Origin of the sequence: Duncaniella muricolitica (assembly GCF_910574735.1) — a bacterium.
Taxonomy (GTDB): domain Bacteria; phylum Bacteroidota; class Bacteroidia; order Bacteroidales; family Muribaculaceae; genus Duncaniella; species Duncaniella muricolitica.
This window is the reverse complement of sequence record NZ_CAJTCF010000001.1, coordinates 35,363-50,571: the sequence shown is the minus strand read 5'-3', so window position 1 is coordinate 50,571 and position 15,209 is coordinate 35,363. Positions and strand designations below refer to the sequence as shown.

The following is a 15,209-nucleotide window of genomic DNA, read 5'->3' as shown; positions in this document are numbered from 1 at the left end:
ACTGCACAAATAAGTGCCTGAATAAAAATATAGGTGCAAAATTACTAAACGTACGCGTATCTCGCAAATTTTTATCCCTTACGATTTGTGAATTTGACGCGGGAGGAGTACCTTTGTATCAGCAATGAGAGAATGGCTACATAAAGTGGCTCTACAAGCCGTAGCTGTTGCATCGCTGATGATGACCGGATGCAGCGCGACGCGCCATGTGCCGGAGGGAAATCTCCTGCTCGACAATGTAGAGATTGATGTGGAGGGCGACAAGGACGTGTCGTCTTCCGAGTTATACAATTATCTGCGCCAGACCCCCAACCACCGTGTGCTCGGATTCTGGAAACTGCAGCTCGGCACCTATAATCTCTCGGGCAACGACACCACCAAATGGTATAACCGCTGGGTGCGCCGCATGGGTCAGCCCCCTGTGCTCTATCAGCAGACACTAACCGACGCCTCGGCGCGCCAACTGCAACTGGCGATGATCAACCGCGGGTATCTCGGCGCGCAGGTGGAGGTGGACACGATGATGAGGCCCGACAAGAAAAAAATCGACGTAAACTACAGGATAGTCACAGGCGAGCCCCATCGCATCTCGGCCATCAACTATGAAATACCCGACACGTCGGTGGCACAGGTCATAATGTCCGACTCGGCACGCTTCACGGTCAGAAAAGGAGACAAGTTTGACCGCGACAACCTTGACGCGGAGCGCACTCTCATCACCCGCCGTCTGCGCGACCACGGCTACTATGCGTTCAACAAAGACTACATAACCTATTACGCCGACACGGCCGAGATGTCACACGACGTCATCCTCACCATGACAGTCAAGCCGCCGCAGCGACCGGCCGGAGCCGACACCCGGGCCGACTCGCTCGCGATCCACTCGCTCTACCGCATAGGCCGCGTCATATTCATCACCGATATCGACCGCACACGTGCCGAACTCGACACCGTACATTATAAAAATGTAGAGATACTCTACGGTCCCGACCGTTATCTCACCCCGGGCACTCTTGAGGAAAAATGTTTCCTCGTGCCGGGACAGCTCTACAATACCCACAGTGTAGACCGCACATATGAGTCGCTCGCACGTCTGGGCATACTCAAGTCAATCAACATAGAGCTGGTGCCCGAGGCAGCCACGGCCGACACCACAGCCACAGCCGACCGGCTGCTCGACGTATACATACTGCTGTCGCGCAACAAGAAACAGTCAATCACCCTCGATGTCGAGGGCACCAACTCGGAGGGCGATCTCGGATTTGGTGTCGGAGCCACCTATCAGCACCGCAATCTGGCCCGCGGCTCACAGCTCTTCACTGCCCGTCTGCGCATGAACTACGAAAGCCTGTCGGGCTCGTTCAACGGACTCATCAACGACCGCTACACCGAATATGCCGGAGAGGTCGGCATCACATTCCCGCGCTTTGAATTTCCCTTTGCACCACTGAGCATGCGCCAGCGTTTCAACGTGACCTCCGAGCTGGCCATATCGGGCAACTATCAGGAGCGGCCCGAGTACACCCGCATCATCTCGGGTGCGGCGTGGAAATACAAGTGGGTCAACCGCACCAACACACGGCGTCACGAGTTTGACCTCATCGACATCAACTATGTGTACCTCCCCGAGCGCACCAACGATTTTCTCGACGCCATCGCGCCCGACAATCCCCTGCTCCGCTACAGCTATGAAGACCACTTCATCATGAGCATGGGTTACCGATATTACAACTCCAACAAGCGCATACCCTCGGCTGTCGGACGCACGCGCGGCATCCAGCCTATGGTCTACACCATACGCGCCTCGGCCGAGACAGCCGGCAACCTGCTCTATCTCGGCTCGCGGATTCTCGCTCATCGTCCCGACGACGGAGTGTATGAGGTGTTCAACACACGCTTCTCGCAATATGTAAAGGGCGAGGTCGACTATGCACTCACACGCAACTTCGACCACCGCCACTCGCTTGCATTCCACGTGGGCGCAGGCATCGGATTTCCCTACGGCAACTCACGCGTGCTCCCGTTTGAGAAACGCTTTTATGCCGGCGGAGCCAACGGAGTGCGCGGATGGGGCGTGCGTACACTCGGTCCGGGCAGTTACAACTCCCACAACTCCGTGACCTACTTCATGAACCAATGCGGCGACATCCGGTTTGACATGAGCGTGGAGTACAGGGCCAAACTCTTCTGGGTGCTCGAAGGAGGCGCGTTTATCGACGCCGGCAACATCTGGACAATACACAACTACGAAAACCAGCCCGGAGGCATGTTTCACTTCGACACCTTCTGGAAACAGATAGCATGGTCATACGGTATAGGTCTGCGCATGGACTTCAATTACTTCCTGCTGCGTCTCGACCTCGGCATAAAGGCCTACAACCCGGCCGAGGGACAGGAACGCTGGCCACTGCTCCACTTCGACTGGCACCGCAACACAGCCGTACACTTCTCGGTGGGCTATCCTTTCTGACACAACCACAGCAAAAACCAAGCATTATGAAACGACTCGTAATATTTGATCTCGACGGCACACTCCTCAACACCATCTCCGACCTCGGCTCGGCCACCAATCACGCGCTCAGAGAGAGCGGGTATCCCGAGCACAGTCTCGCGTCCTACCCGATGTTTGTGGACAACGGCGTGACCAGGCTTATAGAGCGAGCACTGCCCGAAGATGTGCGCACGCCCGAAATCATCGAGGCCATGCGTGAGAAATTCCGCGAGTATTACGACGAGCATATGGCCGACGCGACCGAACCATATCCCGGCATACGGCAACTGCTCCACACTCTCGTCGACATGGACGTGAAAGTAGCCGTAGCTTCCAACAAATATCAGCAGGCTGTAGAGATGCTTATAGCCCGTTTCTTCCCCGACATCCCCTGGAGTGCGGTCGAAGGCCAGAAGGAGGGAGTGCCCGTAAAGCCCGACCCCTCGATAGTGTTTGAGATACTCGGCAAAGTGCCGACCCGCAAGTCGAAAGTGCTCTACGTAGGCGACTCGGGCGTGGATATGGAGACGGCCCGACGCGCATGTGTCGACTCATGCGGAGTCACATGGGGATTCCGTCCAGTCAAAGAACTGCGCGAGACCTATGCCGACAATATCGTCAACACACCCGACGAAATCATCACCATCGTGCGCCGGCCCGGCCTCGAGCTTGATGTGTGAGGCTTTCGCATCCAATTCATAACACAACAGACCTGACAACACATAATCCCGGCAATCCGATGTCCCGACTCTCATACATATTAACCATAATCGCAGTGCTGCTGCCGGGACTCACCTACTCCCGTGAGTTGCCCGAGAACTGCCATGCGGTCGATTCGCTCCGGGCCGAACTACGCGATGCCCGCACGGCATCCGACTCCACCAGCACGCTCTGCAATCTCTACGATATATTGCCGCGCGAGCAGTCGACAGCCATCGGCGACACACTCTATCACACCGCCATGCGGGCCGGCGACCAACGTACAGCCCTTGACGTCATACGCAACCAGGCAAACCGCCGCATGCGTGAGTCAGACGAGCTCGAACGACTCACCCAATGGGCTCTCGCATGTGCCGACAGCAACGACCGGCGCGAGACTCTCACATTCATACGACTCATGGACAACATGCGCCGTGCCCGCTACAGTGACAGCGTGGAGCGCGCCAACTCTCTCCAGGAATATCTCGAGGAAATCGAAAGTGCGCCGGCTACAGACCTCTATGACCATATAGCCCTGACTCACGGTGTGTGTCTGCTGCTCTCTGACGACACTTCGAGCGACATACTTGCGGCATACATGGACTCGCTCGACAGGATGATCAACCGGCTGCCCCCGACCGCCTATTCGCTGCGCAATGCCTATAATGTCCATGCTGCGACAATATTCGCCTCATCACGCCCTGAAAAATCTGTCGCGGCCGACATGAAAGTACTTGCCGACATTGCCAAACTCGAGAAATATTATCACGACAACGGACGCATATACCGCAATTACAATACGTCGTACTACACCATATACACCCGCCTGCTCTCCAACTTCGCCATACTATCACCCTCACAGGTCGAGGAATATTACCGCAAGGCCACAGGACTGCTCGCCTCCGACCCGGCCATACGCGAGACATACGACAAGGCTCCGATGGCCGAGATATATCACGCGATGTATCACAAAGACTACCGACGGGCCCTGCCGCTTCTGACCCAAGTCATCGACGAACCTTATGCCGCACCTCAACGCCTCAGGCTGTTGCACTACATGATGGAGTGTGCCGAAGCACTCGGATATAAAGAGACTCTGCTCAAGGCAGGTCTCAACTATGCCGACGCGCTCAGGGCTGAGCTTGACGAACGCTCCGGCAAAAGTTACCGCGAATTGCAGACCGCCTATGCGATATATGAGATGAAACACAATCTCGGAGTCATGGAGCTGCAACGCCGCGAATCGGAGGCTGCCATGCAGCGCATCATTATCGTAGTGTCGCTATGTGCCCTTGCGGTGCTCGCAATTTTTGTGATAGTCCTGTTCAGGCAATACCGCAAAAACCGCCAGCTCACCCACAACCTGTCACAGACCAACCACCGCCTCGTAACCGAGGGCGAGAACCTGCGCAAATCCAAGGCCGAACTCATACGCGCACGCGACCAGGCCCAGAAAGCCAACAATCTCAAAAGCGACTTTATCAAAAACATGAGCTATGAGGTGAAAGTGCCGCTACAGGCCATCACCGAATACTCCCATCTGATAGCCGACTGTGTGGCCAACGCTCCGTCGACGCAAAGCGACACGCCCCCTAACCAGTCGGCCCGCCACCTGGCACGGTTTGCCGACCTGCTCGAACTGAACAGCGAGCTGCTGAGCACCATCATCAACGATGTGTTGCGGCTGTCGGAGATAGAGAGTAACCCGCTGCCGATCCAGGCCCAGGTGGTGCAGGTCAAAGCCTTGTGTGAAGCCACAATCGCAAGCGTGAGACACCGCGTCACGCCGGGGGTAACACTCTCGCTTGACCACGATGTGCCGAATGCCGACTTTTTCACCGATCCGATAAGGCTACAGCAGATACTCAACAATCTTCTCACCAATGCCGCCAAATTTACCGCCACTGGCTCCATAGTGCTGTCATACACCACAGGACGTGATGGAAAGGAGATGATATTCACTGTCACCGACACCGGCATAGGCATCAATCCCGAGAACAAGGAAAAGATTTTTGACCGCTTTGTCAAGCTCGACCGCGACTCGCAGGGCGCAGGACTCGGACTCACCATCTCGCGTCTGCTCGCCCGACATCTCGGCGGCGACCTTTGGCTCGACACCTCCTACAAGGCCGGAGCCCGATTCTGCTTATCATTGCTGGGAAGATAGACTGACCATATCCAACCAATCAGCCACCTATATAGTAACATGCGTCATTTATTGTACATAGTCATACTTCTGTTTACGGGATGCAGCTACACAGCCTCCCGTCCTAAAGTACTTGACGAGGCCCAGCGTCTTATGACGGAAGACCCGCAAGCCGCATTGTCGTGTCTTAACAGCCTGGATATTTCGGAGCTTGATGATTCAGCGACTATGGCCAGATGGGCATTGCTTTACAGCGAGGCGATGGTGGCCAACCGACTTACGGCTCCGACCGACACCATAATTAATATAGCGGTCGATTATTATGGCGGGCACAATCTGCGCGACGAGTTTCAGAAAGCATCGCGTCTTAAAGCGATTATCAAGAGCTATGGCAACCACGACGAACTTGCCAAAGCTCTCTATCTGCAGAAAGAGAAAGAGTTTATGCTATACAAGGAGCGTGCCGCCGGGGAAAAATTGTTTTATATAACGATAATTGTCATAATGCTCGCGGCCGGGACAATCATATGGATGCGCCAGAGGCTCAGACTGCAATCGGCAAAAAATGACGCGCTGATGGCTGAAGCCTCGGGACTGAAAACCGAAATAGAGGCCCGAAGCTGTGACGTGAGCCGACTGCAAAACACTCTCCACAGTCTGCTTGACAACAGGTTTTCACTAATCGACTCGCTGTGTCAGACTTATTATGAATCACAAGGCACCAGGACTGAGCGCAAAGCTATAGCCGAAAAAGTCAAAGCCGAAATCGAGGCTGTACGCACCGACTCGTTCCCCAAGATGGAGCGAGTGGTCAATGATTGCCGTAACAACATACTTGAGCGAGTCAGGCAGACTCTTCCCGACATCAAGCCCGAAGACTATCAGCTCGCCGTGTATCTCGCAAGCAATCTTTCGACACGTACCATCAGTCTTCTGCTCGACGAGTCGACCGATGTAATCTACAAGAGAAAATCAAGGTTGAAAAAGAGACTTCTCAACGCCACAGACTGTGACAGATGTGATTTTGAGAGCATTTTCTGACAGTAAAATCCAGCTGTCAGATTTTTACATAGCCCAAGGCAATACATCACTATGTAACAAGTCATTACAATCCAATCGGTCAGACTTTTATTTTGGGTTGAGCACACTTTCATGCGTAATTTTGCACAAAAACAACCCGCATGAATGTAAAAATCATCACCCCGCTCATGACGGTTGCCGCCTGCACCATTTCGGTGACCGCCCACTCCACCCAACCGACCGACAGCCTCACCCGACAGTTGCAAGAAATCGTCGTGACGGCCAACCTGCCGGCTACAAAACTTGTAGGTACCACACTCGTCTCGACAATCACAGGCACAACTCTTGCCGGACTCGGCAACGCTCTTGATGTGCTCGCTCAACTGCCGATGATAAATGTCACGGACAACACGGTCAGCATCACAGGCAAAAGCAATGTCAGGATTATGATTGACGGCCGGCCAATGCGCGAAGAGACGGAGCTACAGCAACTCCTATCGTCCAACATCCGCAAAGTGGAGCTGCTGATGGCTCCGGGTGCGGCATATGAAAGCACCACCGACGCTGTACTGAAAATCACGACACGCCACAATTTCGCACAAGGGCTGTCACTGACCGACCGTGTGACCCTGCAACGCCGTCGCCGATGGTCGATCGCGGAAGATCTCAGTCTCAACTACCGCACGGGTGACTGGGACATATATCTTGACGGCACTTTCAGTCATGATGACAAGATTATCACCGGCTTGACAACCAACACACTCCTTCATGACGGAAAAGAGACCGTCGTCGGCAGTTCACAGCACAACCGTTATCCATCCAACTCCGGTGTAATCCGCGGAGGAATGAACTATGCCAAGGGCAACCGCTGTTTCGGTACATATTACCGTTATAATCCCAAAAAAAGCAGCCTGTACAATTCAGGCTCGGAATTGACAGACAACAGCACACCGCTGTCGCGCGATATATATAAATCTACCGGCTCACACAGCCATCTCGTCTCAGCTTATTATGAAAACAGTGTCGACGGCAGGTATCTGATACATTTCGACGGCGATTTCAGACACTCTATGACCGACAACAGTGTCTCGACCTCTTATCCCGCCTCCGACATCGAAGCCGTAAACTCCACCGACATACGCAGGTCAACGCTATGGGCAGGGAAACTATATGTCGATTTCCCTTTTCTCAACGGTGATTTCACAATAGGCACGCAGGACAGCCATACCCATACCACACTCAACTATCGCATGCTCAACGCGACGGTCGGGCAATACATCCCCTCGTCGCTCACAGATGCCGGTCAGACATCGGCCGCCCTCTTCGCATCATGGTCCTATATGACGGACAGATTCAGGCTGACTGCGGGTGCACGTTACGAATATGTCGACTATATCTTTAAGGTCAACGGCATACGCGACGATGACATGAGCCGCCGCAGCCACCTCCTTACCCCCGACATTTCCCTCGGGTATTCATTCAATGACCGCTCACAACTAAGCCTCAGTTATAAGATGGCTAAGGTAAAGCCTCCGTACTCACATCTCACAGGTTCGCTCTCCTACACGGGACTGCATGAAATCGAAGGGGGCAATCCGGCTCTGCGCGACGAGCACATGCACGACCTGCAACTGATGGCGATGCATGATGACTTCATGCTTCAGGCCGACATGACAAGAAGCCGTGACACCTATGCATTTGTCAAACAAGTCTATCCGGCCGACAATCTACAGTTGCTCATGCATCCGGTCAACATAGATGTCACGGCTTTCAGCATGTATCTCGTATGGGGCAGGAGGATAGGATGCTGGACTCCCAACGCCACTCTCGGTCTTTACCGTCAATGGCTCGATATTGCCGGCACAAGCTATGACAGGCCAATATTCTCATATGATATCAACAACACATTCGCACTGCCGCGAGGCTGGTCGGCAACGGTCAACATCGGAGGCAGAAGCCGCGGTGACATGCACACCAACCAATTCGGCTCCACATGGCTCACCGCAGACTTATCGGTCGGGAAAACATTCCTAAACAAATCACTGAACGTAAGACTGACTGCCACCGACATATTCAACACAGCCAATAATGACTGGACAATGAACACGTATGGCGTATTTGTTGACAAACGTCAGAAGTATGACCGCCGCGGAGTGACACTCAACATCATATATCAGTTCAACCCGCGCAAGAACAAATATAAGGGCAAAACCGCGGACGAATCGGAAATGAAGCGTCTGTGACAGTATATCAGACAGGTGACCGACGTAATTATTCACTATTTTTATTATTGTGAGAGGTTCGAAAAATGAGGCTTATTTCCGTTTTTTTCGTAACTTTGCGGTTGCTATTATGGAAACAACACCTCAACAGCGAAGAAATCGGTTCAATACCGTAATCGACCCCGATATTGTTGAGCGGGTGAAGCAGCTCGTGCTTGGCTCGCGCAATACGGTAATAACCTGTCATGTAAGTCCCGACGGAGATGCACTCGGCTCAAGCCTGGCTCTGTGCTCGACGCTCCGATCACTGGGCAAAAACGCAGTGGTGGTCACAGCCGACTGTCCGCCCAAGGCCCTGCAGTTCATGCCGGGCATACGTGACATCGTGACCGCCACACGCACTCCCGAACGCGCCGCCGAACTCATCGCCGACGCCGATCTGGTGTTTTGCCTCGACTTCAACGACCTGAAGCGCGTCGACCGACTGTGTGAAAAGTTTGAGCAGTCACAGGCGCGACGCATCGTCATCGACCATCATCTCGGCCCGGTGATAGACTGCGAGATACTTATCTCACATCCCGAAGTATCATCGACCTCGGCACTGATGTATATATTCATGTGGCAGGCCGGATGGGCGCGACGACTCAGCCGCAGCGCGGCTGCCTGTATCTACACCGGCATGATGACCGACACGGGCAACTTCTCCTACAACTCCAACGACCCCGACCTCTACCTCATTGTCCACGACTTGCTGCGCAAAGGCATCGACAAGGACAATCTATATAAACTCATCCACAACAACGCCACCCAGACAAGCATACGCATCAACGGATATGCACAGTATCGCACACAATATCTGTGTGACGGACGCGTGGCCCTCATCACTCTCAGCAGCGAGGAACTTAAAGATTTCGATTACTCCAAAGGTGACACCGAGGGACTGGTCAACGTGCCGCTCTCGATCCCCGAAGTGCAGTGGTCGATATATCTGCGCGAGGATGCCAAAGACTATGTGAAAGTGTCGATGCGCTCCAAAGGGTCGTTTCCCGTCAACCTCGTGTGTGAACAAAGCTTCTCGGGCGGAGGCCACGTCAACGCCTCGGGCGGAGAATATCACGGCTCGCTGTCACAGGCCATCACCTATCTGCTCGAGACCATACCCCAATATGAAAACCTGCTTGAATAGACCCTGTTCAAGTAAACCGATATCAATAACCCCTATTAATCCATCCTACGAATTTAAACCAACCGATTGATGAAACGCAATATCCTATCCATATTCTCTCTCCTTGCCATCCTCCTTGTCACAAGCGCGTGCAGCGATTCAAAAAGCTATGCCGACCTGCTCAATGACGAAAACAAGCTGGTCAACGCATTTCTTGCCGAACACAGGGTGCTTGAAGAGTTTCCCGGTGTGGACGAGTGTGAAGTGGGCCCCGACGCACCCTACTATCGCGTGGATGACGAAGGCAACGTGTATATGCAGGTACTGAGAAAAGGTGACGGAGTATTTCCCGAGACCGGCGACCGCGTGTATTTCCGTTATCTGAGCTATGACCTCAACTACTATGTGGTAGGGAGCGATGACAACATCGGCACCGGCAACCTCAACAATACCGGCAACTCGAACCCCACCTATTTCCTGTATGACGACTTCACCATCGAACAGTCATCGCAGTATGGCACAGGCATACAGATACCCGTCGGACTGCTTGGATATGACTGCAAAGTCAATGTGATAATCAAGTCGCAGGCAGGTCCGACATCCACCATGAGCTATGTGGTGCCCTATCTCTATGAAATTGCTTATTACAAGCCCGCAATGTAACCTACACGACAAATTAAACGATAGTAATAGATATAACATTAATCACAACGTAAAGAAATGTCACTCATCAAGTCTATTTCCGGTATACGCGGCACCATAGGCGGCGCACCCGGCGAAGGCCTCTCTCCACTGGACATTGTAAAGTTTACAGCCGCTTACGCAACACTTATCAGCCGTAATGCCACGGGCAACTCGCGCACCATCGTAGTGGGTCGCGACGCACGTCTGAGCGGCCCCATGGTCAGCAATCTCGTCACCAGCACCCTCACAGCCATGGGCATGGATGTGGTCAACATCGGTCTGGCCTCGACACCTACAACAGAGATAGCTGTAGTGGAGGAAGGCGCGATCGGAGGCATCATCATCACAGCCAGCCACAACCCCAAGCAGTGGAACGCCCTCAAGCTCCTCAACGAGAAAGGCGAATTTCTCAACGACGCACAGGGCAAAGAGGTGTTGCGCATAGCCGAAAGCGGCGAATACACCTTTGCCGAAGTCGATAATCTCGGACATGAATATGTAAACGACACCTACAACCGCCGTCACATCGAGCAGGTGCTCGCTCTTGAACTTGTGGACACCGATGCCATAGCCAAGGCCAACTTTACGGTAGCCGTCGACGCTGTCAACTCGGTGGGCGGTATCGTAATCCCGCAGTTGCTCCGCGCTCTCGGCGTGAAAAATATCATAGAACTCAACTGCGAGGCCACAGGCAAGTTTGCCCACACACCCGAACCCATCCCGCAGAACCTGACCCAGATCTCGTCGCTCATGGCCGACGGAAAGGCCGACGTAGGCTTTGTGGTAGACCCGGACGTTGACCGTCTGGCTATCGTGATGGAGGATGGCCGCATGTTTGTCGAAGAATATACCCTCGTATCGATAGCCGATTATGTACTGTCGCACACCCCCGGCTCTACAGTGTCAAACCTCAGCTCGTCACGCGCCCTTCGTGACGTAACCGCCGCCCACGGATGCACCTACAACGCAGCCGCCGTAGGCGAGGTCAACGTAGTGACCAAGATGAAGGAGACCAACGCCATCATCGGAGGCGAAGGCAACGGCGGAGTCATCTATCCCGCCGCCCACTATGGACGCGACGCACTGGTAGGCGTGGCTCTCTTCCTGACCCTGCTGGCCAAGAGCGGCAAGAAGGTTAGCGAACTTCGCGCTACATATCCGGCCTATGAAATAGCCAAAAACAAAATCGAACTCACACCTGACCTTGATGTCGACGCCATACTCCAGGCTGTGAAAGAACGTTATGCCGGAGAGCGCATCACCGACATCGACGGTGTGAAGATAGATTTTGCCGACTCGTGGGTACACCTGCGCAAGTCAAACACCGAACCTATCATCCGCATCTACAGCGAGGCCCACACAATGGCCGAAGCCGATGAGCTGGCTGAGAGCATCAAGGCTGTAATCAAAGAGATAGCCGGATAAAAATATCCGAGTCACAATAGCCTCACATCATTATAAATAAATCTCAGGTATCGGGAGCCACGACACAAATCGCGGCTCCCGATTTTTCATATCTTTAATAAGCATTTGTTTTCAATAATTTATGTTCATTTAACTCATCGGGCAAGATATAATCGATAGTCGGGAGTGTTATAATAAAGTCAGGCTTGATATTCCGCTACAAGGCAACGTCAGTATTCGGTCTGTCAACATTTATCCTAACATATTTATTCAAAAAATATTACTGTTATGCTCGACACAAACTTCCGCAAAGGCGATGCCAAGACCGATGTATTCGGCTCTGACGCCATGCTGAAATCAGCACCCGTTGAAAAAATCCCTGACGGCCCGACCACTCCTGAAATAGCCTATCAGATGGTCAAGGACGAAACCTTCGCCCAGACACAGCCCCGACTCAATCTGGCAACATTCGTTACTACATATATGGACGAGTATGCGACCCGTCTGATGAACGAGGCCATCAACATCAACTATATTGACGAGACCGAATATCCGCGCGTAGCCGTGATGTGTCAGAAATGTATCAACATCATGGCCAACCTGTGGAACACGCCCGAGACCAACAAGTGGAAAGCCGGCGCATTGGCCATAGGTTCGTCAGAGGCCTGTATGCTCGGCGGCATCGCTGCCCTCAAGCGTTGGCGCGAACGCCGCAAACAGGCGGGCAAACCTTATGACAAACCCAACATGGTAATCTCGACCGGCTATCAGATAGTATGGGAGAAGTTTGCATCGTTCTGGGATATCGAGATGCGTTGCGTGCCACTCTCGGTAGAGCATCCTACACTTGACATCGACGCCGCAATCAAGATGTGTGACGAAAACACCATCTGTGTCGTGCCTATCATGGGTGTCACATGGACAGGCCTCAACGATGACGTAGAGGCTCTTGACGCGGCTCTTGACAAATATAACGCAGAGACGGGCAACGAGGTGTGCATACACATCGACGCAGCGTCAGGCGGATTCATACTGCCGTTCCTCAATCCGGAAAAGAAGTGGGATTTCCGACTCAAATGGGTGCTTTCGATAAGCACATCGGGCCACAAGTTCGGCCTCGTGTATCCGGGTCTCGGATGGGTGGTATGGAAAGACAAGAAATACCTACCCGATGACATGTCGTTTACGGTAGACTATCTCGGAGCCGAGGTGACACAGGTGGGACTTAACTATTCACGTCCGGCCGCACAGATACTCGGACAGTATTATCAGTTCATACGCCTCGGATTTGAGGGCTACAAGAACGTGCAGTACAACTCGCTCATGGTGGCCAAATATCTCCACGAGCAGATAGGGTCGATGGCCGAGTTCCAGCCTTATGCCCCGGAGGTGCCCAACCCGATATTTGTATGGCTTATGAAGCCCGAGGTTCAGAAGTCGGCCAAATGGACACTCTATGACCTTCAGGACAAACTGGCCCAGAAGGGCTGGATGGTGCCTGCATATGCGATGCCGGCCAATATCGAAAAGATGGTGGTGATGCGCGTGCTGTGCAAGCAGGGTTTCAGCCGCGACATGGCCGACCAGCTATTGGCCGACATACGGTTTGCCGTCGACGAGCTCAACAAGCTCGAATATCCGACCCCGACACGTATCGCCATGGAGAAAAATACTCCTCTCGTGGCCAAGACATTCAACCACACCGGTAAATAAGTATCGAAGCTGATGTGACCGGCCGGCTGCCCCTGTCGCGTGACTGTGGCAACCGGCCGGTCTCTTTATACAGACACAGCTCCGAGCAGACGGATTCAACTATCAAGACCCTCTACATTATGGCAACTCAAACGGCTCCCGCCAAGACTTCCAAGGTGAAGCAGGCGGCAAAACTGGGTGTCTTCACCCTTATGATCATGAATATCGTGGCGGTGGTATCGCTGCGAGGACTTCCGGCCGAGGCTGAATACGGCATGAGCTCGGCGTTCTATTATCTTTTCGCCGCACTGGTATTTCTTATACCCGTATCACTCGTAGCGGCCGAGCTTGCCGCCATGTTTCCTTACCAGCAGGGCGGAATGTTTCGCTGGATAGGCGAGGCTTTCGGGAGCAAACTCGGATTTCTGGGCATATGGCTTCAATGGGTCGAGAGCACCATATGGTTTCCGACCGTGCTGACCTTCGGAGCCGTATCACTGGCCTTCATCGGCATGGACCATGTGGCCGACTCACATCTCGCAGCCAATAAGCTCTATACAATCGCAGTAGTGCTCGCCATCTACTGGATAGCCACGCTCATATCGCTGAAAGGACTTGGCTGGGTGGGCAAAATATCAAAAATAGGCGGCATGGTGGGCACTATAATACCGGCAATCCTGCTGGTGGTGTGTGGAGTCGTATATCTTGCAAGCGGAGGCCACTCCGAGATGAATTTTCACGGAGACTTCTGGCCCGACCTTACCAACTTTGACAACGTAGTGCTGGCCGCCTCGATATTTCTATTTTATGCCGGTATGGAAATGTCGGGCGTGCACGTCAGAGACATTTCCAATCCTGCGGTCAACTATCCAAAAGCCGTGTTTGGCGGCGCGCTTGTGACGGTGTTGATATTTGTACTCGGCACGTATGCTCTCGGTGTCATTATTCCGGCCAAGGATATAAATCTCGTGCAGAGTCTGCTTGTGGGGTTTGACAATTATTTCCAGGCATTCCACATGGAGTGGTTCACACCTGTCATAGCCATCGCACTTGCATTCGGAGTGCTTGCCGGAGTGCTCACCTGGGTGGCCGGCCCGTCAAAGGGAGTTTTTGCCGTCGGGCAAGCCGGTTATCTGCCAAAATTTTTCCAGAAGACCAACAAGGCCGGTGTGCAGAAAAACATACTGCTCGTCCAGGGTCTTGCCGTGACATTACTCTCACTGCTGTTTGTAGTCATGCCGTCGGTACAGAGTTTCTACCAGATATTGTCACAGCTTACCGTGCTGCTGTATCTTATAGCGTATCTGCTAATGTTTGCAGCCGCAATCTATCTTCGTTATAACATGAAGAATGTCAAGCGGCCTTTCCGTATAGGCAAACGCGGCAACTTGCTGATGTGGGTTGTAGGCGGAGTCGGTTTTCTCGGCTCGCTGCTTGCATTTGTGCTGAGTTTCTTCCCGCCCGACCAGGTAGCCATGGGCTCGACCACCGTGTGGTATGCAGTGCTCTTCGGAGGTGTGGCTCTGTTTGTGATACTTCCGTTTATCATACTTGCGTTCCGCAAACCGTCGTGGGTACAGCCGGGCAGCAATTTCGTCCCCTTCCACTGGCAGAAAGATCCGGCCTCACAAGCCGCTCTCAAGAAAGCCGAAGAAGAGTATGAAAAAGTTGAGAATTGAGATAAAG

At 53.2% G+C, this 15,209-nt stretch carries 10 protein-coding genes; all 10 read left to right on the top strand.

Annotated features, from left to right (window positions below; genetic code table 11):
* Nucleotides 1-124 precede the first annotated feature (124 nt).
* The 10 genes from tamL to gadC all read left to right on the top strand — a co-directional run bounded on the left by tamL (nt 125) and on the right by gadC (nt 15,202).
* Nucleotides 125-2,470 (top strand): translocation and assembly module lipoprotein TamL, encoded by a 2,346-nt coding sequence (tamL, locus tag QGT73_RS00190; protein ID WP_280120948.1) that lies wholly within the window; start codon nt 125-127, stop codon nt 2,468-2,470.
* A gap of 26 nt (nt 2,471-2,496) precedes the next feature.
* Nucleotides 2,497-3,171 (top strand): HAD family hydrolase, encoded by a 675-nt coding sequence (locus tag QGT73_RS00185; RefSeq protein ID WP_280120947.1) that lies wholly within the window; start codon nt 2,497-2,499, stop codon nt 3,169-3,171.
* A 59-nt stretch (nt 3,172-3,230) separates the two neighbouring features.
* Nucleotides 3,231-5,357, top strand: a complete 2,127-nt coding sequence (locus QGT73_RS00180) for a sensor histidine kinase (protein ID WP_280120946.1) — start codon at nt 3,231-3,233, stop codon at nt 5,355-5,357.
* Between the two features lie 39 nt (nt 5,358-5,396).
* A complete protein-coding gene (locus QGT73_RS00175; RefSeq protein WP_280120945.1) occupies nt 5,397-6,377 on the top strand; it encodes a hypothetical protein in 981 nt (326 codons plus the stop codon).
* A gap of 140 nt (nt 6,378-6,517) precedes the next feature.
* Nucleotides 6,518-8,599, top strand: a complete 2,082-nt coding sequence (locus tag QGT73_RS00170) for an outer membrane beta-barrel family protein (protein WP_280120944.1) — start codon at nt 6,518-6,520, stop codon at nt 8,597-8,599.
* Nucleotides 8,600-8,708: 109 nt separating this feature from the next.
* Nucleotides 8,709-9,764, top strand: a complete 1,056-nt coding sequence (locus QGT73_RS00165; protein ID WP_280120943.1) for a DHH family phosphoesterase — start codon at nt 8,709-8,711, stop codon at nt 9,762-9,764.
* Nucleotides 9,765-9,833: 69 nt separating this feature from the next.
* Nucleotides 9,834-10,406, top strand: coding sequence for a BamK family beta-barrel-assembly machinery protein (gene bamK, locus QGT73_RS00160; protein WP_280120942.1), 573 nt, complete (start codon nt 9,834-9,836; stop codon nt 10,404-10,406).
* A 57-nt stretch (nt 10,407-10,463) separates the two neighbouring features.
* Entirely contained in the window at nt 10,464-11,852 is a 1,389-nt protein-coding gene (glmM, locus tag QGT73_RS00155) for a phosphoglucosamine mutase (protein WP_123616132.1), read from the top strand.
* A 267-nt stretch (nt 11,853-12,119) separates the two neighbouring features.
* Nucleotides 12,120-13,544 carry a glutamate decarboxylase gene (gene gad, locus QGT73_RS00150; RefSeq protein ID WP_280120941.1) on the top strand — a complete coding sequence of 475 codons (1,425 nt, stop codon included), beginning with the start codon at nt 12,120-12,122 and terminating at the stop codon, nt 13,542-13,544.
* A gap of 119 nt (nt 13,545-13,663) precedes the next feature.
* Nucleotides 13,664-15,202 carry a glutamine/gamma-aminobutyrate antiporter GadC gene (gene gadC, locus QGT73_RS00145; protein ID WP_280120940.1) on the top strand — a complete coding sequence of 513 codons (1,539 nt, stop codon included), beginning with the start codon at nt 13,664-13,666 and terminating at the stop codon, nt 15,200-15,202.
* Nucleotides 15,203-15,209 lie beyond the last annotated feature (7 nt).

What these genes read in the sequence shown, in the direction of transcription:
- tamL (WP_280120948.1), top strand. Translation starts at nt 125, where the DNA reads ATGAGAGAATGGCTACATAAAGTGGCTCTACAAGCCGTAGCTGTTGCA.
- QGT73_RS00185 (WP_280120947.1), top strand. Translation starts at nt 2,497, where the DNA reads ATGAAACGACTCGTAATATTTGATCTCGACGGCACACTCCTCAACACC.
- QGT73_RS00180 (WP_280120946.1), top strand. Translation starts at nt 3,231, where the DNA reads ATGTCCCGACTCTCATACATATTAACCATAATCGCAGTGCTGCTGCCG.
- QGT73_RS00175 (WP_280120945.1), top strand. Translation starts at nt 5,397, where the DNA reads ATGCGTCATTTATTGTACATAGTCATACTTCTGTTTACGGGATGCAGC.
- QGT73_RS00170 (WP_280120944.1), top strand. Translation starts at nt 6,518, where the DNA reads ATGAATGTAAAAATCATCACCCCGCTCATGACGGTTGCCGCCTGCACC.
- QGT73_RS00165 (WP_280120943.1), top strand. Translation starts at nt 8,709, where the DNA reads ATGGAAACAACACCTCAACAGCGAAGAAATCGGTTCAATACCGTAATC.
- bamK (WP_280120942.1), top strand. Translation starts at nt 9,834, where the DNA reads ATGAAACGCAATATCCTATCCATATTCTCTCTCCTTGCCATCCTCCTT.
- glmM (WP_123616132.1), top strand. Translation starts at nt 10,464, where the DNA reads ATGTCACTCATCAAGTCTATTTCCGGTATACGCGGCACCATAGGCGGC.
- gad (WP_280120941.1), top strand. Translation starts at nt 12,120, where the DNA reads ATGCTCGACACAAACTTCCGCAAAGGCGATGCCAAGACCGATGTATTC.
- gadC (WP_280120940.1), top strand. Translation starts at nt 13,664, where the DNA reads ATGGCAACTCAAACGGCTCCCGCCAAGACTTCCAAGGTGAAGCAGGCG.